The sequence below is a fragment of the Mucilaginibacter sp. L3T2-6 genome (assembly GCF_030519355.1).
In the GTDB taxonomy this organism is placed as follows: domain Bacteria; phylum Bacteroidota; class Bacteroidia; order Sphingobacteriales; family Sphingobacteriaceae; genus Mucilaginibacter.
Map to the genome: position 1 here is coordinate 117,411 of NZ_JAUMKC010000011.1, position 24,699 is coordinate 142,109.

Genomic DNA, 24,699 nt, shown 5'->3' on the forward strand with positions numbered 1-24,699 from the left:
TTTTCTGCAAATAAAACATAAAGTATGCGAAACGCAAATTTGTTTTTGGGAATTATTGGAGCAGTTGGAGTGGTTGAAAGTGTTGCGGAAGTTTTAAAAGTTTGGATTTATTGATGATATATGAGAGCTTTTATCAGTATAAGCAATGCTATATCTACAAATTTTTTACAACCAGCTTAAATCAAAAATCCACCACCCAGTAAATCATTTCCTTCATAGAAAACGGCCGACTGCCCGGGCGCAATGCCAGATACGGCATGGTGGAAATCGACCTTCATATGCTCTCCCATTTGCTGGATGGTACTTTGTGTACCCGCATCTTTATAACGTATTTTGGTAACGGCTTCCAAAGACTGATTAATATTTTCGTATTTGATGAGATTAAGATTTCTCACCCATGCTTCTTTGCGTTCTAATTCATCGGCAGTACCCAGTACAACAGTGTTTGTATCCGGTTGAATACTTGTTACAAACATTGGCTGGCCTAAAGCAATCCCTAAACCTTTGCGCTGGCCGATAGTATAAAAAGGATATCCCTGGTGCTGCCCGACAACCTTGCCGTCAGCTAACACAAAGTTACCTGGTCCTACGCGTGTGTCCAGGTCTTCCACTTTATGCCGCAGGAAGGCGCGGTAATCATTGTCCGGTACAAAGCAGATTTCATAACTTTCGCTTTTGCCTGCCAGTTCAACCTGGCCCATGTCCAGGGCCATTTGCCTGATTTCAGGCTTTGAGAAACTGCCTAATGGAAATTTAGTACGCGCCAGGTTTTTCTGAGAAACGCCCCAGAGAACGTACGATTGATCCTTGTTTTCGTCTTTGCCTTTTGATATTACGTAGCGGCTATTATCCTGCAAGCGGATATTTGCATAGTGGCCGGTTGCAATAAATTCACAGTCAAGCTTGTCTGCCCGTTTAAGTAAAGCTTCCCATTTAATATGCGTGTTGCACAAAACGCATGGGTTAGGGGTGCGCCCAGCCAGGTACTCATCCACAAAATTATCAATTACGAAGTCGCCGAATTCACTCCTTATATCCAGAATATAATGCGGAAAGCCGTAGCCCACCGCCAATGCGCGTGCATCGTTAATACTGTCAAGACTACAACAGCCGGTTTCTTTTGAGCTTCCACCGGAAGAGGCATAGTCCCAGGTCTTCATGGTCAGGCCAATCACTTCATAGCCCTGCTCGTGAAGCATCACTGCCGCAACCGAACTATCAACCCCGCCGCTCATTGCCACTAATATCCTGCCATGCTTACTCATAATTTTGCAAAGATACCATTTATCCGCCTGAAATTTGGGATGGGTCAGAATTTGACCGTTGGCTTATATTTGTATTACTTTAAGCCCCGGGCAAAGTTGACTGATACGATAATAACAATATAAGCAGCACCTTGCGATAAAGAATGTCGTTTAATCTAAAGTTAAATTTTGTTGAAAATCAATGGTATACTTATTTTATGTAAAGTAGAAGTGCAAAGCATTATATTGTATTAAGAGTAAGTGTTTAAACCACTTTCACGCCCTTATTTGTCCGTCTCCCCGTACCACCCATTTGTAGCTGGTCAACTCTTCCAGCCCCATTGGGCCCCGGGCGTGGAGCTTTTGAGTACTTATGCCTATTTCTGCGCCAAGGCCAAATTGAGCGCCATCGGTAAATGCGGTGGACGCATTTGCATAAACTGCAGCTGCGTCAACGCTATTCAAAAATGTTTCGATCCTGCCGGTGTCTTCAGATATAATTGCTTCACTGTGTTTCGAACTGTAACGCGCAATATGGTCAAGCGCGTCTTCAAAGCTGTTTACAATCTTAACCGCCATTCGCATTGCCAAAAATTCAGTGCCAAAATGTTCAGGTTTAGCATGTGCCAGGCAGCCAGCCGGGTAATGCCCCTTCAGGATCATGAAGGCCGTTTTATCAGCATATAATAAAACCTTCATTTCGCCTAATGGCTTAAGCAGTTCAGGCAAATCGCGCAGGCGGCTATAATACACTATCAAACAATCCAGCGCATTGCAAACGCTCACCCGCCGCGTTTTGGCATTTAAGACAATATCAGCACCTTTTTTAACATCCCCAAACTCATCAAAATAAGTGTGAACAATACCGGCGCCGGTTTCAATTACAGGAACCTTGCTGTTCAGGCGAACGTGATCAATTAAACCCTGGCTGCCGCGCGGAATCAATACGTCCACATATCCTGTTGCATTTAAAAGGGCATCGCCTGCGTCGCGTTCCGCAGGTAAAAGAGTAACAACATCTGTATTTATATCATTGTCGTTTAATACCTCGTGAATCAAGCAGATAATAGCTTTATTTGAATAATGTGCATCACTGCCGCCCTTTAGAACACAAACGTTTCCGGTTTTAAAACACAGGGAAAACACATCAAACGTAACATTCGGCCTCGCCTCATAAATAACACCGACCACACCAAGAGGAACGCGCACTTTACTGATCTGCAAGCCATTTGGCATGGTTTTATCCGAAAAAACATTTCCAAGCGGACTATCAAGCAAAGCCACATTTTTTATCTCTGCCGCTATCCCCTCAATCCGGTCCGCTGTTAGCTTCAGACGGTCGTATTTCGGGTCTGTATTATCCATTCTGTCCAGGTCACGTTGATTTTCGCGAAGCAGATATTCTGTTTGAGCTATCGCTGTTAAAGCAAGATCGTTTAAAACTTTGTTGATAGTCGCTTTATCAATGACTTTCCGGGCAGCAGACCGGGCGTTTTCAAAAAGTGCGGTGTATGTATTGTTCATGACGGGCCGGAGCTAACATTCTAAATAAAGATAATCATAATGTATCAATGCCTTCTGATTTTTTTGGCCCATCATTTCGGCTGCCTTTTCTGAGCCATATTCGGCAATGCCCAGGCCAATCGGCTTATTATTTTCATCAACCAGCTTAATAATTTCTCCTTTTTTAAAATCTGACAAGATATTTATTATACCAACCGGCAACAAGCTTGATGCCTTAGCTGAAGTTAGTGCCAACCGTGCCCCGGCATTAATTTGTACAACGCCTTTTGCATAGGCGCCTGAGTGGGCGATCCATTTCTTTTTGCCCGAGGCGGATTTAGTGGGGACGAAAAACGTATGTGCAACCTTGCCGGCCATTAAATCGGGTAAAATGTTTTCGCGGGTGCCGTTGGCAATATGAACAGCAATACCCAGCTGCGCAATTTTCTGTGCCATGGTCGATTTGGTTATCATACCGCCACGACCAAATTGTGAGCGACTGGTGCTTACAATTGCTGAAAAGTCAATATGCTTCCCGCTTACTTTCTCAATCACCTTGGCGCCTTCAGCAGTTGGGTGATTGTCGTAAATGCCGTCGACGTTTGTAAGCACGATAAGGGCTTGTGCATTAAGCATGGATGCGATAAGTCCTGCGAGCTCATCATTATCAGTAAACATTAATTCGGTAACTGATACTACATCATTTTCGTTAACTACCGGGACAACATGGTGTTGCAGCAATATTTTCAGACAGCTCTTCATGTTGAGATAGTGCAGCCTGTCGCGAAAATCTTCTTTTGTTACCAGTACCTGGGAGCATAACATATTATACTTTTCAAATTCATGTGAATAAGTATTAATGAGTTTTACCTGGCCGATAGAGGCGAAAAGTTGCCTTGTGGCGATAGAATCGGATTTGTCGGAAATTGATATCAGGCTCCTGCCGGAAGCAACAGCTCCTGATGAGACCAGTACTACCTCAGTATCTTGTTTTTTTAGTACGGCGATCTGTTCAACTATATGCGCGATACGATCGAGGTCAGGCAGGCCATCCTTTTTGGTTAATACGTTAGACCCAATTTTTAATATGATTCTTTGATAATTATAACTCATTTTCTGCTAAACCATTGCAATATAATGGTAATTTGTATGAATTAGAGTTGTAATTAACAAATTCTGTTATTTATTTGACTTTTATGTACTTATTTTAGTTTATGGCCTGTAATATTTGGGTTAAATCTATTAAAAATCAGAATTTCCGTATTTAATATGTCTGTTTTTTGTATTTAAATAATTACTACTATTTCTGTAGATTTTATAGTTAATATGAAATTTAATTTTATATTTGCCCCGGAATTACAATACAGCATTATTGAAAATGGAATCAAATTTGTACTTTATTAATCGAAACAAAACGATCAAAGTTAGGCGGGGGCTACTAACTTTAATAAGCTGTTGTTGCTGATTTATCCTGCCGTAAACGGCCATTAGCCAATTCATTTTTCTACAAGACATAAAGGTGCAAAGCACACCTATGGGATTCTTTTTGCCTTCGCCGAGGGTAATTTTCAAAAATTATAATTAACACAACCGAATAAGGACATGCACTCATCACAAATAAATAACCCAGCCATTTTTAAAACCATGAATAAACGTTTACTCATTCTATTTCTTTTAATATTGTCTGCCGACCTGGGCTTTGCCCAAACTGCGGTAAAAGGTATAATCAAACGTACTGACGGAACTTCGGTACCGAGGGCGACAGTTACTATCCGCGGCGCGGGTACAGCTGTCGCTGCGGACGACAGCGGGAAATTTATAATCGTTGCCAAACAAGAACCGCCGTTTTACCTGCAGGTTACTTCGGTTGGGTTTAAGCCCCAGGACTTCCAGGTGCTTAAATTTCAAGATGCACCTTTGGAATTAATAATGGTGGAAGATAACCAGTTAACCGAGATAGTCGTAACTTCCAGGAGGCGTAAAGAAGTATTGCAGGACGTACCCATCGCAGTTTCTGTAATTGGCGGAACCCAGGTAGATCAGACCGGGGCTTTTAACATTAACCGCGTTAAGGAGCAGATACCGTCATTGCAACTCTATACCTCCAACCCTCGAAATACTGGTATCAATATTCGTGGTATCGGTTCACCGTTCGGTCTTACTAATGATGCGCTCGATCCGGGCGTTGGTTTTTATGTGGATGGTGTGTACTATGCGCGTCCGGCCGCCGCCACGCTCGATTTTATTGATGTTGAAAGCATTGAGGTATTGCGCGGGCCTCAAGGGACTTTATTTGGTAAAAATACAGCCGCCGGCGCTATAAACATAACCACCCGCCAACCTGGCTTCACACCACATGCCGCTTTCGAAACCAGCTTTGGGAACTATGGCTTTATTCAGGCAAAGGCTTCTGTTACCGGGCCGTTAAGCAAGCAGTTGGCAGCTCGTTTCTCATTCTCGGGCACGCAACGAAACGGGCTGATCGATAATGTAAAAACAGGAATACCTGTCAACGATATAAATAATATCGGCGTAAAAGGGCAATTATTGTATAAACCTTCGGAAAGTACATCCATTACGCTCGCCGGCGATGTTTCTGATCAAAAGCCTAATGGTTATGCGCAGGTTTATGCAGGTGTGGCGCCCACCCTTCGGGCAAGTTACAGGCAGTTTAACAACATTATAACAGATTTAGGCTATAAACTGCCCAGCCTGAATGCTTACGACCGTAAAATAGATGATGATACACAATGGAAGTCTAATAATCAGCTCGGTGGTATTTCGTTAAACGTAGATACGAGAGTCGGTTCAGGTACACTTACTTCCACCACAGCCTGGCGTTACTGGAACTGGGACCCTTCAAGCGACAGGGATTTTACCGGGCTGCCTGTGTTAACCAAATCTCAAAATCCATCAAAGCATCATAACTGGTCGCAGGAAGTACGTTATGCCGGCGATTTCGCTAAAAATCTGACAGGTGTGATTGGCTTATTTTACCTCGACCAGAAAGTGACGACAACCGGCCGTGAGGAAGCTGGGGCTGCTGAGTGGCGTTTTGCCCAAAACACTACAAATACTGCCCAATGGCAAACTCCGGGGCTTTTTGAAGGTTACGGGATAAGTACTGACTCATGGATCAAATCTGAGAGTGCAGCGGCCTTTGCTAATGTGGATTGGCAATTGGCTGAAGGATTTCATTTGCAGCCCGGTGTTCGTATCAACTACGATAAAAAATCAGTTTACTATAACAGGGTAGCTGATGGCGGCACATCTATTACAGACCCTTCGCTGATAGCCTTAAGAAAAGGCGTTTACAGCAGTCAATTTTACACCACTGATTTCGACGAGAAAAATTTCACCTACCAGATAACAGGTTCCTACCGCCCCAATAAGCGTATTAACGCTTTCGCCACGTTTTCAACCAGCTATAAGCCATCAGGAGTAAATGTGGCTGGTTTGCCAACAATTAACAATGCGCCTGCACTAAACCTGGCGGTGATAAAGCCAGAAAAAACAAAGCACATAGAACTCGGTGTTAAAACTAACCCAACTGACAACCTGATGTTGAACATCACATTCCACAACTCCAATATTAAAGATTATCAAACTAATGTCCAATCACCAGAACTAGGGGTAAACCGGGGGTATTTGGCCAATGCTGAAAAGGTAAATGTAAAAGGAGTAGAGTTTGATGGCAGTATACAGGCAAACAAAAGTTTCTCGTTTTACGCTTCGGCCGCCTATACTGATGGAAAATATGTAAAGTTCACTAACGCTCCGCTGCCGCTCGAGGAGACAGGTTTAACCGTGAATGGCCAGCAGGTGGCGTTCAAAGATATTTCGGGTGCAAAGCTTCCCGGAATTTCTAAATGGGCCGGCTCATTAGGCGGCGAATTCGATACGGATGCAAAATTTGTGAGCGAAAAATCTAAATTTTTCATTGCTGCAGATGGCTCGTTCCGCTCTTCATTTTCGTCAAGCCCCACACCGTCGGCTTATTTAAATATTCACGGTTATGGTTTGTTGAATGGTCGTTTAGGTTTCAAGGCCGTTAAGGGGCTTTCAACCTATATTTGGGCCCGCAACCTGCTCAATCAAAACTATTACGAACAATTATTACCGGCGGGCGGGAATGCCGGCCAATATGCAGCAGTACTTGGGGACCAAAGGACTTTTGGGATAACGTTTCGCTATGTGCTGTAGCAGCAGAAAAAACAAAAAAGCAGCAAATTAAATATCTTCGCTGCTTTTTTGTTTCGCCAGTCTACAGTTTAGATTGCTTTCCCTAGATTTGTTTCTATGGCTTTCAGGGTATTCAGACAGCCGCAAAATTCTTCTTCGCGGATATCAGCTACCATCATGTTATCGGTTATCCGTATCCCATTTTTAATGGCCGGAATACTACCCAAGCCTTTAGCGGATAACGAGATAAAATGTTCCCGGCGATCTTTGGGATTCTTCTGAATGAAAGTATACCCTTTTTGGTTAAGATAATTAACTATGCTCACCATTCTTGTTTTATCAATATGCATCAGCGCCGCCAGCTTTTTTTGAGTGACCGGTTCTGATTGTGCCGATAGCGTCAATAATACATCGAAATACCGGTTGATATCCAACTCTCTTAATTGGAGGGACAATGAATCGGTATATAACTTCGCTATGCGCCTTAGCTTTTTTGAGATAGTTTCGTTACCTGCAATCATACCATCTTAATTTATATCGTCGCCCTGTTTTATATCATCAGAGGCTTTAAGTACAATTTTATCGCCGGGCTTCAGGTTACCGAATACCTCCGTAGAATCCTTGCTTGCAAGGCCTTCCTTGATTTCCACAATGTCGGCTTTTCCGCTGTTACTGCGGACTACGTATTCACGCTCTGTGGACCGGACAACGGCACTGTTGGGCACAAGCAGCGATTTTGCACCCGAAAGCATAGGTATTTTTACTTCAGCATACATCCCCGGCTTAAGCTCGCCGTTCTTGTTTAACACATCTATTTCGATAGCCTCGGAACGCATACTGCTAAGCGCATTAGCTGAGCGGCTGATTTTGCCGGTATGCACCTGCGCGGGCATTGCATTAAAAGTAAATGACACGGGTTTTTTCAAATCGACCTTGTCTACATAATCCTCAGGAATGAAGACCTCAAGCCTGAGTTTGTTTATGTCCTGTAAGATCAGCATAGGCTGGTCAGTCGATTTCCCGGGAGCTACCAATGCACCGGGCGATACGTTACGCTGGATGATCATTCCGTCAAACGGTGCGTAGATATTGAGATAGCCCTGCATAGTTTTTACAGATGCTACGTTAGATTGTTCAGATTTGGCCATAGCGGCATCGGCTTTCATTTTAGCTATGGCATTGTCAAGGTCCAATGGTGATACGGAGCCGGGTTCTGCGGCGGCCTGTTTAAGACGTTCGTATTTTTCGCGGCTGGCCTGTGCGTTTTCCTGCGCTTGCATATATCGTGAATTGGCGGCTTGCAATTGCGATTCCATTTCCGGAGCTTCAAGCGTGACCAGCAATTGCCCCTTCTTTACTACGGAGCCTCTGTCTACATAGATGTTTTTTACAAAACCGTTAACCTTCGGGAACAGGTTTACCTCGTTAAAAGGGTTGAGCTGCCCCGGAAGACGGGCGGAGCTTGATAAAGCTTTTTCAGCCACTGTACCAAATTGATATTTGTTGTTTGCTTTAGCCGACGAGTTAGTAAGGTCGACTGGTTTTTGATTGCCGGAGCATGATGCAAACATGGCTGCACCTGCAATGAATATGATTGATTTTAGTTTCATGGTTGTTTAAAGGATTGAGGGGATTACTTCTTTGCTTTCTTCTGATGCTTCCTGTGGTAATAGTGATGGCGATTCGTAAGTGGTTTTATTTTGAACCCAGGCAAATACCATCGGCAATATAAACAGCGCGGCAAGGGTGGAGGCTGCCAGTCCGCCGATAACGGCGCGGCCCAGCGGAGCGCTCTGTTCACCGGCTTCGCCCATGCCTGATGCCATTGGTATCATACCGGCAATCATTGCCAGACTCGTCATTAAGATTGGTCTTAACCTGATTGATGCACTGGTAATAGCAGCCCGGTTCGAATCACGAAACTCAAGGCGGAGCTTTTCACCATTGGTCACAATTAATATCGCGTTGGCAACAGATACCCCGGTACTCATGATCATCCCCATATACGATTGCAGGTTGAGTGTAGAGCCAGTGGCGAGCAAGGCTAAAAGGGAGCCTAAGATTACCGCGGGAATAGTAGACAGCACCGTAAGAGACAGCTTGAATGATTGATAGTTCGCTGCCAGCAGCAGGAAAATCACCAAAACGGCGAAGGCTAAACCACTTTGCAAACTGCCCAATGTATCACTAAGAAGGTTTGACAAGCCACGCACCTCTGTAACCAGGCCCTTTGGCGGCGTGCCCATCGACTTAACGGCTTCCTGTACGGCATCGGTGGCCGTGCCAAGGTCTTTTTTGTAAATGTTAGCGCTTACTGTTAGAAAGCGGCGCGGGCCTGTGCGGTCGTATTCACCGGGCCTGTTAACGATCTTGAAGTTGGCTACATCGGCAAGGGTAGGGCTGCTTTTTCCCTTTAATAGCGGTATCTCTTTCAACTCGTCCATTGTATTCATCACATATTCAGGGATCTGCACCTGCACCTGGTAGGTGTAAGCTTTGTCTTCGTCCAGCCATTGGTTTTTCTCCGTAAAACGGCTTGATGTAGTACTTGCAGTAACGGAGCGGCCAATCTCTGTAACATTTAAACCGAATTGTGCCACCTTCAATCTGTCAAGCGTTATTTGTATTACAGGTACTTGTAATGGCTGGGCTATCTGTACATCACGCAGGTAATCTATCTTCTTCAGCTTATCAACCAGGCGGTTGGCATAGTTTTCAATATTGCCCATATTCTTACCGGCCACACGCACCTCGATAGGTGTCTGGGCGCCCTGGCTCATGATCTTTTCCGTCATGTCGATAGGCTCAAAAGTGACGCGCAGTTCGGGCATCGCGTAAGCTATATTCTTACGTAGAGCGTCTTTTAGCTCGTCCATATTCACCTTATAGCTTTCATCTAATTGTACTTGCAGAACTGCCTCGTGAGTACCGGTATTAAAAATATAAAGGTTACTGCTACCGTAGCTGCTCGGTATGAGTCCTACATAAGCAGAAGTAATTTCAACCTTATGGTTTACGGTTTTGTCAATGATATTAAGCACTTTTTTCATGGCATCTTCCGTACGCTCTAAACGTGTGCCGTCGGGCTCCTTTATCCTTATCTGGAATTGGCCGTTGTTTAATTTTGGCATCATGTCTTTACCAATGATCACGAAGCAAACGCCTGCTAAAAGAATAACACCTGCCAGATAAACCGGGATGATCACTTTTTTATTTGGCATCCAACGCTTTAGTATGCGCATAAACCGCATTTTTACACGCTCGAAAAAGTCATTATTTTCGGGTTCTTCCTCTTCGTGGCGCAGGTGCTCATTTACCTGGTCTTCCTCCGGCCGGTTAAGGGCTTCCCCTGCATGGGCATGGATCTGACCATGATGGTAATGCTGGTAACGTTCAGCCTTTATCATCCAGTTACTTAATATCGGAACCAGTGTTTGCGCCAATACATAGGATACAATCATGGTAAGACCGATAGACAGCGATAATGGCAGGAACATCGCCTTAGGCACGCCGTTCATCATAAACGATGGTGCAAATACCGCCAGGATACAAAGAAGAATGAGCAGCAGCGGGAAAGAAATTTCCTCACAAGCATCATAAATAGCTTGCCGCTTGCTTTTTCCCATTTCCAGGTGCTGGTGAATATTTTCTATGGTCACCGTTGCCTGATCGACGAGGATTCCTATCGCAAGTGCAAGACCGCTCAATGTCATAATATTAATGGTCTGCCCAAACATTTTTAAAAGCAACACACCTATCAGGATCGATACCGGGATAGTGATCACCACAATAAGACTGCTTCGTAAGTCGCGGAGGAAGAGCAACACCATAAGTCCGGTAAGCAAAGCACCCAATCCGCCCTCGGTCATCAGGCTCTTCACAGCATTTACCACGAATATAGACTGGTCAAATTCGTAGGATATTTTTACATCGTCGGGCAAGAGGCTTTGCATTTCGGGTACTTTCTTTTTCAGCGCTTGTACTACCGACCATGTGGAAGCGTCGGCGGTTTTGATCACCGGGATATAAACAGAGCGTTTACCGTTTATAAGCGCATAGTCCACGGTTACGTCAGACGCGTCAGCCACACGGGCAACATCCTTTACCAGGACGGGCACGCCGTTTTTTGTTTTGATCGGGATGTCGCCAAATTCCTCGGGCTTCTTAACCAGCGTATTTACTGTTGTAGTAAACATGGTATTGTCAAGTCGCAAGTTGCCTGACGGCGACATAGCGTTGAATTTAGCAAGGGCTTCAACTACCTCGTCCGGGGTCAAGTTGTAGCTACGTAACTTATTAGGATCGACATTGACCGTAATGGAACGTGAGTTGGCGCCAAATGGCGGCGGCGCCGATAGGCCCGGCACTGTTGAAAATAACGGGCGAATACGTGTGGCAGCAAGGTCATATATTTCTTTCAGGCTGCGCCCCTTTGAGGCCATCACTAATTCACCTACGGGCAGCGATGAAGCATCGAACCTCAAAACCTGGGGCGGTAAGGCGCCCGGCGGGAAAAATTTCATGGCACGGTTTACCTGCAGGGCCACCTGCGCCTCGGCCTCGGCCATATCGGCTGACTCGTAAAAGCTGAGTTTAAGCAGCGAAAGGCCCTGTATGTTTTTTGCGGTTACGCTTTTTAAGCCGTTAACATAAAGAAACTGATCCTGCATACGGGTGGAGAAAAAACCCTCCATTTGCTGCGGTGACATGCCCCCGTATGATTCGATTACATATATAGTAGGCAGATTTAACTGCGGGAATATATCTATAGGGATATTTATTGCACTGAGCACTGCAAATATCAAAAGGCTCATGGTGATTACCACAACGGTAATCGGCCTTTTTAATGCGGTTGTGACTATTGACATTGCTGGTTATTTTAATAGGTTTAAAACTGTGCCGACCTGATTTTCGGTTATGGCTTTCTGGAATAACGCATTGGCATATTCATATTTGGCCTCTGCCATGTCTGATTCGGCACGATAAAGAATATTGAGTGCTGCGTTTAGCTCAATTATGTCGGTAAGCCCGCTCTTATAAAGCGATAGTTTCTGACGGTAACCGTCGGTGGCGGCTTTTAACTGATGGGGTATTTCTTTTAACCTGTCAAGTGCAGTCTGCATTTCCACATCGGCCTGGTTTGCGCTGGCTGCGAGCAACTGGCGCTGTTCCTCCAGTTTCCTTAAAGCATAGCTGGTGCTGGCTTTTTGGGTATTCAATTTCAATTGTCGACGCCGCAGGTCGAAAAGGTTGTAAGAAATTCCAAGTCCGACAAGGTAGTTTCCTCTATCGAACCCGTACCCGGTTGAAACTCCATTAAAATTGCCGCTGCCATCAATACTGGAACCACGCCCCCAAACTGCCGCCTCAAGCGATATTTTAGGATTGTATAATTTTTTTACAAGATCCTCGCGTTGAAGATTGTTCTGATATACAGACTTGTAAAAGTTAATAAGAGGGTGATTGGCGGTATCGGCGGCGAAGAGATAGGCCGATGTCTGATTTATTAAGCCAGCCTCGACCGTCGTATCCGGGAGGATAGACTGATAAGGCATTCCGCTGATCGCAGCCATTTGTAGCTGTAGTTGTTTTAACTGGTTTTGCAGTTCAATGTAATTCAGCCTGGCTTTGGAAAGTTCAGCCTCTGCTATACTTGTGTCGACGCCCGCCCGAACACCGCTTTTGGCAAGAGATTGTATCGAACGCCGGATTTGTTCATTTCGTTGTATGTTGCGGGCCTGGATGTTTAAAAAATCCTGCAGGCGGAGCAGGTGGAGATAGCCGCCGATAGTATATGCCTGTAACTGGTATTTTGATTCAGCAAACTGGTTTTGCTCAACAGCCACATCGGAATTAGCCACCCGGTTTTCGGCGCCATATTTGCCGAAGTTATATATTTCCCAGTCGAGTGCTGCAATACCGAGGTTATCACCCACCGCGGTCGTTACGCTTTGATTGCGTATACCGCCGGAGCTTGAAGGAACAATGCCAAAACCGAAATACGGCCCGGTGGTGTTATTGCTGGTGCCTATATCGGCCTGGTAGTTTAGTTTCAGGTTCGGGAGCCAGTTATTACGCACTTCCGCTGCTTGTGATTGCCTGATGAGTATAGCGGCTGAATCGGTGAGTAGTGTAGGTGCTTTTTGGTTTACCCTGGAAAGAAGTTCTTTTAAAGTTATTGGGGTTGATTGCTGCGCACGTGCCGCTATTGCTGTTAATAGCAGCAGCAACATGCCGAAGCATCTTTTTAAACTTAACATTTTTTATCTTAACAAATTAACAAACTGAGAATTGAGAGTTTGCTACCGGCTTCACCCGTAGCAAAAAGAAATTTCAAGAAGTGGTGGACTCCCGGTTATCAGATTATTAAAGTGCCATTTACAAGGTAGGCCGGACGGGTGGGTGAGAGGCTGCATCGCAGCTCCTGTAAAATCCGGTTGGAGAGTTGTTGTGCACGGCAACATAACGGCATCACAATATCTAACAATACTGAAAAGCTTAGGACTATAAAACCCAGCGGCTTTTTTAGCTTTTTCAGGACAGTTTGGATGTCCAGGCTGCTTTCTTCAACATATTCCTGCTTGCGCTTAGTAAATGCCTTTACGCCAATAGTTATGTGCTTAATATGGTTGATTTGCTTGAATAAGCGGAAACCAATAAATGGTTTGGCAACAAACATCAGCACCGCAAAGCCGAAAAGTAAAAGCACTGTTTTTATGAGTTGCATTTTTGTAACCACGGATTGTTAACTGCAAAAGTATGCACAATATTGTATGCTTTTTGTTATACTATGTTAAGGTAACATTAATGTTGCATAATGTTATCACCAGGGCACGTTATACTGCCGTCCATTGTCATCAAGAGAATTACAAATAATTAACAGAGTGCGGCCCCTGGTTGAACAGCAAATCGATAATGCTTAAATTATTAATAAAACCATGCCTGTCTTCAAAAACCTGGAAGTACGGTTTGTTTTTAAATGATGATTCCAATTTGGGGTTAATATTATGCCGGTAATCGGCTACGCCGGGATAATCGGGCTGATAGCTTTGTGTATATTCGTAGTCAATCTTCAGCTTCATCGCCTTCAGCAGGAAATGTAGATATTGTTCGTTGTAGTCGAATAGATAATCGAAGCGATTTTCGTAGAATTTAATTATCTCATCTTCATAAAACTCAAAATAAGCCGAGCGGCGATAACAGGTTTGCAAAGTTGACCACTGTATTTGCTGCCACCTAAAATCATAGCTGATCTTCACATCTTTAATTTTCGTATGATTTTTTGAGCCCTTCATTACCGGGACGGTTATGGCCAGCAGGCCATCAGGCGTATATATATGAGCGCGGTTGCGGTAAGTTTGTTTGGGGAAATGCTCCTCCTTTTCTATCAAGACACCCTCTTTACAGGCAACAAGTTTCGTAAAGTACTCTATCGGAGCAAGATAAAACATGGGGAACACAGCGCCTTTTTCAATCATATCTTTTATGTTTGTAGCAAAAATCCGACGAAAATAATGATAAAAAAAGGGCTGTCAAGACTGGGTACATTCTTTTTATACCTGCTTTCGTTACTCCCCTTTTGGTTTTTATATATCATAGCCGATATCGTATTCGTGATACTTTATTATATAACCGGTTATCGTCGCAGGGTGGTGCAGGAAAATCTTCGCAATTCATTTCCCGAAAAATCCGCGCAAGAGCGAGCCTCGATTGAAAAGAAGTATTTTAAATATATGGCTGATTTGATGATGGAGACCATCAAGTCGGTAAGTATGTCGAGAAGATCCGTTGAAAAACGCATGGTTTGTACTAACCCCGAAATGGTGCAGCATTACTTTAGCCAGGGTAAAAGCATACTTGCCGCAGCCGGGCACTATTGCAACTGGGAAATGGCGTGCTTAAGCTTCGGCTTCCTTACCAACGAGAAGCGCATGATAGTTTATAAGCCACAAAGTAATGAGATATTTACCGATTTTTTTAATCGCACCCGGGCGCGTTTCGGTGCTACCATGATATCTATGAAACAGACGCTGCGTAAAATGATCGAGTTTAAAAACGTGCTCACTTTCACAGTTCTTGCATCAGACCAAACGCCAACCGCACACGAGGCGCAATATTTCACCACTTTTTTGAATCAGCCCACGGCTGTATTCCTGGGTATTGAAAAATTAACGAAGGTGGTTAACAGTGTTGTAATATTTTACAGGATTGACCTGGTAAAAAGAGGATATTATACCTATACATTTGTTCCATTGGCCGAAGAGCCGGAGAAGACCCAACCTTATGAAATAACCGAAATGCACGTAAAATATCTTGAGGGATTAATACGCGAAAAGCCGGAGTATTGGCTATGGTCGCACCGGCGATGGAAAGTTAAGCCTCCCGAAGGAATGAAAGTCCATTAGTTCAGCGCTCTGTTTTAATGGATTAATCTATATTTACATGGCAGGAAATGAGACTATCCGCTAATGACTATTGTACTAGTGAACAACTGAACGAATATTAATGACACAAAATATACCTAAGGTAGCGATAGTTATACTTAATTGGAATGGAGTAAAGCATCTCCGCCAGTTTTTGCCGTCGGTTATGTCGTCTATTTATCCCAACCTTGATATTGTTTTGGGAGATAACGCTTCATCTGACGGCTCTGTTGAATTTATCAAAAAAGAGTACCCTTCTGTAAAAATCATCCAAAATGATGAAAATTATGGCTTTACCGGTGGCTACAATCGCGTGCTTGCCCAGGTAGAAGCAGATTATTTTATATTGCTTAATTCAGATGTCGAAGTATCGCCCGGATGGATTCATCCGGTCATAGAGATGATGGAGGGCGATCCTCTTATTGGCGCAGCAGCGCCAAAAATACGGGCGTTTAACCAACGTACGCACTTTGAGCACGCCGGCGCCGCGGGAGGCTTTATTGACAGCTATGGCTATCCGTTTTGCCAGGGACGCATGTTTTATGAAATAGAAGAAGATCACGGCCAATACCAGCAATCGAAAGAGGTGTTTTGGGCGACAGGCGCCGCCATGTTCATTAAGAAAAAATGCTGGCAGGAAGCCGGCGGTTTTGACGAACGCTTTTTTGCCCACATGGAAGAAATAGACTTATGCTGGCGGTTGAAAAACATGGGTTACAAGGTAATGTATTGCGCCGAATCAGAAGTCTATCACCTGGGTGGCGGTACGCTAAATACCGAGAATCCATTTAAAACTTACCTGAATTTTCGCAATAACCTGCTGTTGCTGGCCAATAACTTGCCGTTCTGGCGCGCTACTATCGTTGTAATTATTCGCTTTTGGATGGATTTACTTGCATTGTTCCGTTTTTTAGGCGAGGGCAAGCGCAAAGATGCCTGGGCAGTAAGCAAGGCGCACCAGAATTTTTTTATCGGTTTGTTTAAAAGAAATAAAACCAAACGCCCCGAAATAACTCACCATGCCAGCCCGAACAAAAAAGGACTGTACAGGGGAAGCCTGGTTTGGGCATTCTTCGTAAAGAAGAAACACCATTTTACTGACCTGGAAGGGAAGCGTTTTTATTAATCCCTATTGATGCCGCCAGGGTTCAGGCATCGAGCAGGTTTTCAACGGCCAGCCGGTACGAGTCCATTCCGAAGCCCGCGATAACGCCCCGGCAACTGGCGGCCAGCATAGAATGGTGCCTGAATTCTTCGCGCTTGTATACGTTGGATATATGGACCTCGATAACAGGCGACTTAACAGCCGCAATGGCGTCGGCAATAGCAATAGAGGTATGGGTATATGCGCCGGCGTTAATAACTATGCCGTCGCTGCTAAAGCCCACTTCATGAATTTTATTTATAATTTCGCCCTCAACATTGCTTTGGTAGTAACCGATCTCTATCCCCGGATAACGTTTGCGAAGATCGCTTAAGTAGCTTTCAAAATCTGTATTACCATAAATAGATTTTTCGCGGACACCGAGGAGGTTCAAGTTAGGGCCGTTTATAATTTGTATCTTCATCACACCAAACTTAAATAAAAACATTAAATAAAATCAATTGGATTGGCGTTCGGCGATAAAAGGGTTTCAATCGTATTTAAAGCTGGAGAGATCGCTTTCTCCAAACTCAATCGAGGCATATAGCCGGGATATTGAAAAGCTTTATCAATTTGCCGACAGGGAAGGCTTTAAGCGCAATCCTGAAAATATTGTTTTGGCCGACTTGCGTGATTTTATAGTTTGGTCAGCCAGCCTTGGAATGATCCCTTCCTCGCAGGCACGAATACTCTCCGGTATTAAGGCTTTCTATAAATATCTATTGATGGAGGACATTATTAAAAGCGATCCATCAGAATTATTGGAATCGCCTAAGATAACCAGGAAGCTGCCTGATACTTTGAGCGTAAGGGACATAAACAAATTAATTGACGCTATTGATCTTTCAAAGGTTGAAGGCTCACGCAACAAAGCTATACTTGAAGTACTTTACGGCTGCGGCCTGCGCGTATCTGAGCTTACGGAACTGAAGATATCCAATTTATACCTTGATATTGAATTTATAAAGGTTACCGGCAAAGGCAGCAAAGAGCGGCTGGTACCCATCGGAGCCTCAGCTGTTAAGGCTTTAAAAATCTGGATGGAACACGTTCGTGTACATATTGCGGTAAAGAAAGGGGAGGAAGATATAGTGTTTTTAAACCGGCGTGGCGCACGGCTTAGCCGCGTTTATATTTTTATGCTGATAAAACAACTTGCGGAAATTGCAGGGATAAATAAAACGATCAGTCCGCATACTTTACGCCATTCTTTTGCCACCCATCTTGTAGAAGGCGGCGCCGACCTGCGTGCCGTACAGGAAATGCTTGGGCACGAAAGCATTACCACTACCGAAATTTATACACACCTGGACAGGGAATACCTGAAGGGTACGATTATACAGTTTCATCCCCGCTCATAGTTTAATCTGTCCGCCGTCAATCTTTAAGGCTTGTCAAAAACAATTGACGGTCTTGACAGCTTTATGTAAAGCTATGAACCTTTATGAGCAAACCCCGTACTGGCTGATGAAGAACGGCATTGTGTCGTCATATCCGTCGCTCGACCGGGATTTAAATATCGACATTGCCATTATAGGAGCGGGCATAAGCGCCGCATTGATAGCCTGGAACCTGCGTAACAGCGGTTTGAAAGTCGCCGTGTTTGATCGGCGGCATGTTGGCATGGGCAGCACTGCGGCCAGTACAGCATTTTTACAATATGAAATAGATACGCCCTTAACGGAGCTTTGCAGGTTGGTTGGTGATAAAGCTGCTGTTGAAAGCTATGAACTATGCCGCAAGGCCATTTACGATATCGGTAAAATTTGCGGGGCTTTACAGCCTAAGTTTGACTTTCACGTAGTGCCCAGCCTGCAATATGCAAGCTTTAACACACACCTGGCCAACCTGCGGCAAGAATACTTGCTGCGCAAAAGAAATAAATTTAATGTGGAATGGCTTGAAGCTAATGATATTAACAAGACTTTTGGTTTTATGGCGCCGGGAGCAATACTTAGCGCCGACGGGGGAGAAGTGGATGCTTATTTGCTTACACATACATTGCTGAAAGACTTTGCCGAACATAATCAGGTTTATAATAATACACATATTACCCAAATAGAATATGGCAAACGGGGCGTTGGGCTATACACTCAAAATCAGTATAAAGTACGATCAAAAAAACTGGTAATTGCATGCGGATATGAAAGTTTAAAATATGTGCCGAAAAAAATTGCCGATATACATTCCACGTATGCATTAGTATCTGAACCCCTGGAAGAAAAGTATTTCTGGCATAAAAATAGCCTGATCTGGGAAACGGCAATGCCGTATATCTATTTCCGCGTGGTAAGTGATAACCGGATCCTAGTCGGCGGACGTGACGATCCATACCATCACCCGCATATAAGGCCCTCTGTCATTAACAGGAAAACAAAACAGTTGGTAAATGCTTTCAGAAAGAAGATGACTCATATACCGCTAAAGGCCGACTTTAGCTGGGAAGGGGCATTTGCAATTACTAAAGATGGCCTGCCTTATATTGGCAAAATTCCCGAGCGGCCTCACACTTATTTCGCACTTGGATTTGGGGGTAACGGCATCACTTTTAGTGTTATAGCCGCGGAAATACTGTGTGATTTAATTCAAGGGCGGAAGAATAAAAATGCGGAATTATTTCAATTTAACCGGTAAACTGGAGGTGGTTAGATAATGCCTATGATACTGGCAAACCTTTGCCAATATTTAATTCGCCTCGTATTGCAAAGTACTTAAATACCTGTACAATCCATTCTGATTATTGATCAGTTCCAGGTGGTTTCCCGATTCGATGATTTTGCCTTTTTCTAATACGATGATATTATCTGCCTCGCGGACAGTGGACAAGCGGTGCGCTATAATGATGGATGTCCGGCCTTCCATCAGCTCTTCTAAAGCTTCCTGTACCAAACGCTCTGATCCGGAATCCAGGGATGAGGTAGCCTCGTCCAATATCAATATCGCAGGATTTTTAAGCAGGGCTCTCGCAATGGCGATCCGCTGCCGCTGACCGCCGGAAAGCTTTACGCCACGCTCGCCGACTACTGTATCATAGCCTTCGGGGAACGACATGACAAACTGGTGGGCATTGGCCCGCTGTGCTGCTTTGATGATTTCATCTTCAGAAGCGGTGAGTTTGCCATAGGCAATGTTCTCACGAATAGTTCCCCCAAACAGAATCACATCCTGTGGAACAATAGCCACCTGATTGCGAATATCAGTTAATGTATACGCGGATGCCGGCTTACCATCAAAAAATATTTCGCCTGCCTGAGGATGATAGAACTGTAAAATGACCGCGGCCATTGTAGATTTACCCGAACCGCTCGGGCCTACAATGGCAATCCGTTGTCCGGCCTCGGCATTAAAGGAAATGTTGTTCAGCACGGTAACTTCCGGACGGGAAGGATAGGCGAACTCAATATTACTGAAAGCCAGATTGCCGTTTATTTTTTGCTGGATGTTGTTAAGCGGATTTAAGGAAATATCTTCGCCCTGCTCGTCAAGAATTTCGAGGACACGCTCACTGGCGCCCACGGCCTTTTGAACATTGGCGAAAAGATCGGGAAAACTGCCCATAGCGCTGCCTACAAATGTGGCATAAAGGGCAAATTGAAACAATTCGCCTACTTTTAATTCACCGTGGCTCACCAGAATACAGCCGTAGCCTACAATTGCCACTATTGACCCGAATAGACAAAATACAATAAAGGAAACAAATATGCCTCGGTACTTAGCGCCCCTGATCGCAATATTTGCTACTTCCCGGATGTTCTTTCCGTATCGGCCTGCCTCAAAGGCTTCGTTTACAAATGCCTTTACATTAGCAATGCCTTGCAAGGTTTCTTCGATAACAGTGTTTGATTCAGCCAGTTTGTCTTGCGCCTCGCGTGACAGCTTACGAATAAACCTGCCAAAAAATATACCGAACACAATAAGCGGCGGCAGCATCAGGAGCAATGCAATAGCCAGCTTTACAGATATAATGGCCATAAAAGTAACACCGCCAATCATTAGCACCGTCTGCCGGATAAGCTCTGCAATGGTGGTAGTGATAGTATCCTGTATTTGGGATAGGTCGGCAGAAATGCGGCTGTTTAACTCACCCACGCGACGGTTGCCGAAAAAGTTCATCGGCAGTGTAATCAGCTTAAAATAGGTGTCCCGCCGGATATCTGCTAATGAACGTTCAGCAACGTTAACAAACCATAATATCCTGAAAAATGATACGAACGCCTGGACAAATAAAACGATACCAGCCAATGTAAGAATACCGGATATTGAGTCGGGCAACCATCCTTTGCCTTGTTTTCCCTGCGCAGTGTCTATAAGCCCGCCGATAAATGATGGAAATGCCAGACCAACAAGGCTTGATAAAAAGAGAAAAAATAAGGCCGCTATAAATTTGCCGCGGTAGGGTCTGATATAGGCCAGCAGCCGGGTTACCTTATGAAGTGTTTGTTTGTTGAGTTTAGCTTTAGGAAGTTCCGCTTCAGGGGCGTTACTGCTGTTTAATCGTCGTCTTGCCATTTAATTTACCTGTTACATCTATACGACGATTGATACGGGAAAAGATTTTAAAGGGCACAATTTATTTAAAGACCTGATGATTAATTTTAGCGCGCGAATGGTTATTTCCTGCGCCTGCTGGCCGTAGTCCCTTTTTTACCCGTAGCCGTCAAGCGTTTTCGGGGCCTGAAGAGCATCCAACCAATAATGACTACGCAAATGCCGATAATGACCAGCATCAATGTATTTCTGGTTTTCTCATGCTCCATTTCTTCTTTATCAGCACGTCGGCGCAGGGCATCCATTTGGGCACGCAGAGTGTTAATGGTGGTCATGTAGCCGAGGTTGCTGCTTTCAGCTTCTTTCGATTTAGTTTGAACCTGCTTTTGCTGAAAGGTGCGGAATTCGAGCAGAATTTTTAATTCTTTGTAGATGTTGTTATCTGTTTTAACAATATCCATCAATATATCATTGGAGCGGCGGATATCCTTTTTGGTTTGAAATCCGAAGATACCTGTATGTTTGGAAAGGCTTTCGTCATACAAACCGAACTTTTTGGTACGTTCTGCCAGCATGGCATTTATTTTTTTGCGTTGCTGCTGGTAAGCGATAGAATCAGACTTAAATTGAGCTGATACATTAAATGTTAAGCCTGTTGTAATAATAAATACAATAAGCCTTTTCATCAGTCTTCAAAATCAATAATTACGCTATCTCCCAGGTTCAGGCCGAGCAGCCCTGCAGCGTTGCCTTTATTAATGGCAATTTCGAGATGGTCGCTTATACCAAACAGGCATAGTTTCTCGCCTTCCGGTACTTCATTATAATGCCAGCTTAGCTGGTTTATGGTTTCGTTACGTTTGAACGAGAGTGTAAAACGGCGGTTTTGCTGCACCTTGTTGAAAAACTCTTTGGTGATATTGGTGATTACATTCTGAAACGAGTCGATATATATTACTACACCCTTTATAAGATTCTTTTCCAACACAGGTTGCAGGGTCATCTTTTTATCGATATCAGTAACCGGCAACCCGATTTCTGCAAGCGTACCCCCTTGCGCCAGGTGACAGGCTGCTTTAACAAATATGTCGGCCAACGGAAAGTGGAGGAACTTTAAATCCTGCATGATATTGATTTCAACAATCTCATCGGGCTCTTTATCAAACATCAATGAGAAAATGCCGTTATCGGCTCCTACAAAATAGTGGTTCCGGTATTTTATGGCGAGGTAACGCGTCTCGGTATTAAATACAGTATCGATACCGATAAGGTGCACTGTGGCTTCAGGAAAATAATGAAAACTGTTTTTTAGGATAAAGGCAGCCTGCTGTATATTGTAGGCTGCGACACTGTTAGTGATATCAACAATGTTTACTGTCGGCAACAACTTTAATATACTTCCTTTAAGGGCCGCCTGGTAGATGTCTTTGTCGCCCAAATCGGTAGTTAAAGTTATTATTGCCATTAATTTTTTAAATATTTATCGCTAATCTTGTACTTGCAAATGTGAACGGATTTGACAGCAGAAAAGTTGGATTTTAAGAGAAAATATCTCTTACCTAACGTCTCATTTCTCAGATCTAAATCGCTACAAATATTCAATTTTAATTCATAAAAACCGGCAACTAAAAATCAATTTGTATTGAACGAACTTAAATTATCGATTGACCAAATCAATCCGGCTGTATTGTGGGGGCCGAATAATGATCATTTCGAAATCATTAAAAAACAATATCCTAAGTTAAAGATTGTAGCCCGCGGCAGCGAGGTGAAAGTGCTGGGCGACGATACAGAGCTAAACACATTCCAGGAAAAATTTCAGCACCTGCTTCAGCATGTTGAAAAATACGAGAATTTGAATATTACCGACCTCGAACGTATTCTTGGTTCTAAAATAGATATGCCTAAAACTGACCTGGCAGGTGATAAATTTGCCAGCGGGGAGGTTATTGTTTTTGGCCCGAATGGTGTGATGGTAAAGGCCAGGACTGCCAACCAGCGAAAAATGGTAGAGGGAATTGGCCGCAGCGATATTCTTTTTGCAATAGGCCCTGCCGGCACAGGTAAAACCTATACAGCGGTTGCACTGGCAGTGAGAGCGCTGAAAAATAAAGATATCAAACGTATCATATTAACCCGCCCGGCGGTTGAGGCGGGGGAGAACCTCGGCTTTTTACCCGGCGATTTGAAAGAGAAGATCGATCCATATCTCCGTCCTCTTTATGACGCGCTGGACGATATGATACCGGCAGAAAAGCTGAAGGTTTACCTGGAAAACCGCACGATAGAGATTGCACCCCTGGCCTTTATGCGCGGGCGTACTTTGGATAATTGTTTTGTGATACTTGATGAAGCCCAGAACGCTACAGACATGCAATTAAAGATGTTCCTGACTCGTATGGGTCCTTCGGCCAAGTTTATTGTTACCGGCGACGTGACTCAGATAGACTTACCCAAAAAACAACAATCCGGTCTGCATACGGCTTTGCGCATACTAACAGATATCAATGGAATTGAAATTGTTTATCTTAGCGGCGAAGATGTGGTACGGCATAAATTAGTGCGTAAAATACTTGCTGCCTACGGGGATATACAGTAGGGAAGGGTTCATAGTTCATGGTTAGTGGTTCATGGCCATTTCTGTGAATTATGGATTTGATTAATTATTGATATGAGGAAAACTGACTGATAGTTTACTATGAGCTATTAGTTATGAACCATGAACTAATAACATGAATGCGATAAAAGAAACACATTTTAACTTTCCCGGGCAGACCAATTTTTATAAAGGCAAGGTCCGCGATGTATATACCGTTAATAATAAGTACCTGGTGATGGTGGTCAGTGACCGTATTTCGGCATTTGACGTGGTATTGCCGGAGCCTATCCCATATAAGGGACAAGTGCTCAACCAAATTGCGGCCAAGTTTTTGCAGGCCACGTCGGATATCGTATCTAACTGGGTAGTAAGTGTGCCTGACCCGAGCGTAACTATAGGCCGGATTTGTGAGCCGTTTAAGGTAGAGATGGTTATACGCGGATACTTGGCTGGTCATGCCTGGCGCGAATATAGTGCGGGCCGGCGCCAGGTTTGCGGGGTAAGCCTGCCTGAGGGTTTGAAAGAAAACGATAAATTGCCGGAACCTATTATTACACCGACAACAAAGGCATCGATAGGTCACGATGAAGATATCTCAAAAGAGGAAATATTAAAGCGAGGCATAGTATCGGCAGAAGATTATGAAAAGCTTGAAAAGTATACCCGTGCACTATTTGAGCGCGGTACTGAAATAGCAGCTAAGCAAGGGTTGATACTGGTTGATACCAAATACGAGTTCGGTAAGGCAGACGGCGCCATTTACCTGATAGATGAAATACATACACCGGACTCGTCAAGATATTTTTATAGTGAGGGCTACCAGGAACGCCAGGATGCCGGGGAGCCGCAAAAGCAGCTTTCGAAGGAATTTGTTAGGAAATGGCTGATTGAAAACGGTTTCCAGGGTAAAGATGGACAGATAGTGCCGGAAATGACGCCGGAGAAAGTGCAATCTATATCTGAACGCTATATTGAATTGTATGAGCAAATAACCGGTGAAAAGTTCATAAAATCTGATGGAGAAAACATCTTGAGCCGCGTAGAAAAAGCCATAAATAATGAACTTACGAAGTTGTAATTTTTATTTATTACACAAATAATTATATCTTTAGCTTT

20 protein-coding genes are annotated in these 24,699 nt (G+C 44.0%); 7 read left to right on the forward strand and 13 right to left on the reverse strand.

Going from position 1 to position 24,699, the window contains the following annotated elements:
- Positions 1-176: 176 nt before the first annotated feature.
- The 3 genes from mnmA to proB all read right to left on the reverse strand — a co-directional run bounded on the left by mnmA (position 177) and on the right by proB (position 3,860).
- Positions 177-1,265 (reverse strand): tRNA 2-thiouridine(34) synthase MnmA, encoded by a 1,089-nt coding sequence (gene mnmA / locus Q3W13_RS13790; RefSeq protein ID WP_302864720.1) that lies wholly within the window; start codon positions 1,263-1,265, stop codon positions 177-179.
- Between the two features lie 255 nt (positions 1,266-1,520).
- A complete protein-coding gene (locus Q3W13_RS13795) occupies positions 1,521-2,768 on the reverse strand; it encodes a glutamate-5-semialdehyde dehydrogenase (protein ID WP_302864723.1) in 1,248 nt (415 codons plus the stop codon).
- Positions 2,769-2,780: 12 nt separating this feature from the next.
- Positions 2,781-3,860 (reverse strand): glutamate 5-kinase, encoded by a 1,080-nt coding sequence (proB, locus tag Q3W13_RS13800; protein WP_302864724.1) that lies wholly within the window; start codon positions 3,858-3,860, stop codon positions 2,781-2,783.
- Positions 3,861-4,391: 531 nt separating this feature from the next.
- Here proB and Q3W13_RS13805 point away from each other — a divergent pair.
- Positions 4,392-6,950 (forward strand): TonB-dependent receptor, encoded by a 2,559-nt coding sequence (locus Q3W13_RS13805; RefSeq protein WP_302864727.1) that lies wholly within the window; start codon positions 4,392-4,394, stop codon positions 6,948-6,950.
- 68 nt (positions 6,951-7,018) lie between these two features.
- Here Q3W13_RS13805 and Q3W13_RS13810 read toward each other — a convergent pair whose 3' ends face one another.
- From Q3W13_RS13810 to Q3W13_RS13835, 6 genes are all read right to left on the reverse strand, one after another.
- Complete coding sequence (locus Q3W13_RS13810) at positions 7,019-7,450, reverse strand: MarR family winged helix-turn-helix transcriptional regulator (RefSeq protein ID WP_302864729.1); 432 nt, start codon at positions 7,448-7,450, stop codon at positions 7,019-7,021.
- A gap of 6 nt (positions 7,451-7,456) precedes the next feature.
- On the reverse strand, positions 7,457-8,539 hold the full coding sequence (locus Q3W13_RS13815) for an efflux RND transporter periplasmic adaptor subunit (RefSeq protein ID WP_302864731.1): 1,083 nt from the start codon (positions 8,537-8,539) through the stop codon (positions 7,457-7,459).
- A gap of 6 nt (positions 8,540-8,545) precedes the next feature.
- Positions 8,546-11,797: an efflux RND transporter permease subunit gene (locus Q3W13_RS13820; protein WP_302864735.1), complete on the reverse strand. Its 3,252-nt coding sequence runs from the start codon at positions 11,795-11,797 to the stop codon at positions 8,546-8,548.
- A 6-nt stretch (positions 11,798-11,803) separates the two neighbouring features.
- Positions 11,804-13,189, reverse strand: a complete 1,386-nt coding sequence (locus tag Q3W13_RS13825; protein ID WP_302864737.1) for a TolC family protein — start codon at positions 13,187-13,189, stop codon at positions 11,804-11,806.
- Positions 13,190-13,287: 98 nt separating this feature from the next.
- Positions 13,288-13,656, reverse strand: a complete 369-nt coding sequence (locus Q3W13_RS13830; protein WP_302864739.1) for a hypothetical protein — start codon at positions 13,654-13,656, stop codon at positions 13,288-13,290.
- A 139-nt stretch (positions 13,657-13,795) separates the two neighbouring features.
- Positions 13,796-14,407: a WbqC family protein gene (locus Q3W13_RS13835; protein WP_302864741.1), complete on the reverse strand. Its 612-nt coding sequence runs from the start codon at positions 14,405-14,407 to the stop codon at positions 13,796-13,798.
- Positions 14,408-14,443: 36 nt separating this feature from the next.
- On the opposite strand from Q3W13_RS13835, the gene Q3W13_RS13840 reads away from it, so the two are divergent.
- On the forward strand, positions 14,444-15,334 hold the full coding sequence (locus tag Q3W13_RS13840; protein WP_302864743.1) for a lysophospholipid acyltransferase family protein: 891 nt from the start codon (positions 14,444-14,446) through the stop codon (positions 15,332-15,334).
- Between the two features lie 100 nt (positions 15,335-15,434).
- Positions 15,435-16,478: a glycosyltransferase family 2 protein gene (locus tag Q3W13_RS13845; RefSeq protein ID WP_302864745.1), complete on the forward strand. Its 1,044-nt coding sequence runs from the start codon at positions 15,435-15,437 to the stop codon at positions 16,476-16,478.
- 22 nt (positions 16,479-16,500) lie between these two features.
- Here the strand turns inward: Q3W13_RS13845 and aroQ are convergent, their stop codons facing one another.
- Positions 16,501-16,920: a type II 3-dehydroquinate dehydratase gene (aroQ, locus tag Q3W13_RS13850; protein ID WP_302864746.1), complete on the reverse strand. Its 420-nt coding sequence runs from the start codon at positions 16,918-16,920 to the stop codon at positions 16,501-16,503.
- Between the two features lie 37 nt (positions 16,921-16,957).
- Between aroQ and xerD the strand changes: the two genes are divergently transcribed.
- Entirely contained in the window at positions 16,958-17,857 is a 900-nt protein-coding gene (gene xerD, locus Q3W13_RS13855; protein ID WP_302864747.1) for a site-specific tyrosine recombinase XerD, read from the forward strand.
- A gap of 73 nt (positions 17,858-17,930) precedes the next feature.
- Complete coding sequence (locus Q3W13_RS13860; RefSeq protein WP_302864748.1) at positions 17,931-19,130, forward strand: FAD-binding oxidoreductase; 1,200 nt, start codon at positions 17,931-17,933, stop codon at positions 19,128-19,130.
- A 51-nt stretch (positions 19,131-19,181) separates the two neighbouring features.
- On the opposite strand, the gene Q3W13_RS13865 is transcribed toward Q3W13_RS13860, so the two are convergent.
- From Q3W13_RS13865 to Q3W13_RS13875, 3 genes are all read right to left on the reverse strand, one after another.
- The gene (locus Q3W13_RS13865) at positions 19,182-21,005 is read right to left on the reverse strand and encodes an ABC transporter ATP-binding protein (protein WP_302864750.1); all 1,824 of its coding nucleotides are present in this window, start codon (positions 21,003-21,005) and stop codon (positions 19,182-19,184) included.
- A 101-nt stretch (positions 21,006-21,106) separates the two neighbouring features.
- Positions 21,107-21,670: a hypothetical protein gene (locus Q3W13_RS13870; protein ID WP_302864751.1), complete on the reverse strand. Its 564-nt coding sequence runs from the start codon at positions 21,668-21,670 to the stop codon at positions 21,107-21,109.
- Positions 21,670-22,449: an S-adenosyl-l-methionine hydroxide adenosyltransferase family protein gene (locus Q3W13_RS13875; RefSeq protein ID WP_302864752.1), complete on the reverse strand. Its 780-nt coding sequence runs from the start codon at positions 22,447-22,449 to the stop codon at positions 21,670-21,672. Before Q3W13_RS13875 ends, Q3W13_RS13870 begins: the two co-directional genes overlap by 1 nt.
- Positions 22,450-22,626: 177 nt before the next feature.
- Between Q3W13_RS13875 and Q3W13_RS13880 the strand changes: the two genes are divergently transcribed.
- Together Q3W13_RS13880 and Q3W13_RS13885 are read left to right on the forward strand one after the other, a co-directional pair.
- Positions 22,627-23,583: a PhoH family protein gene (locus Q3W13_RS13880; protein ID WP_302864753.1), complete on the forward strand. Its 957-nt coding sequence runs from the start codon at positions 22,627-22,629 to the stop codon at positions 23,581-23,583.
- A 133-nt stretch (positions 23,584-23,716) separates the two neighbouring features.
- Positions 23,717-24,661: a phosphoribosylaminoimidazolesuccinocarboxamide synthase gene (locus Q3W13_RS13885; protein ID WP_302864754.1), complete on the forward strand. Its 945-nt coding sequence runs from the start codon at positions 23,717-23,719 to the stop codon at positions 24,659-24,661.
- Positions 24,662-24,699 lie beyond the last annotated feature (38 nt).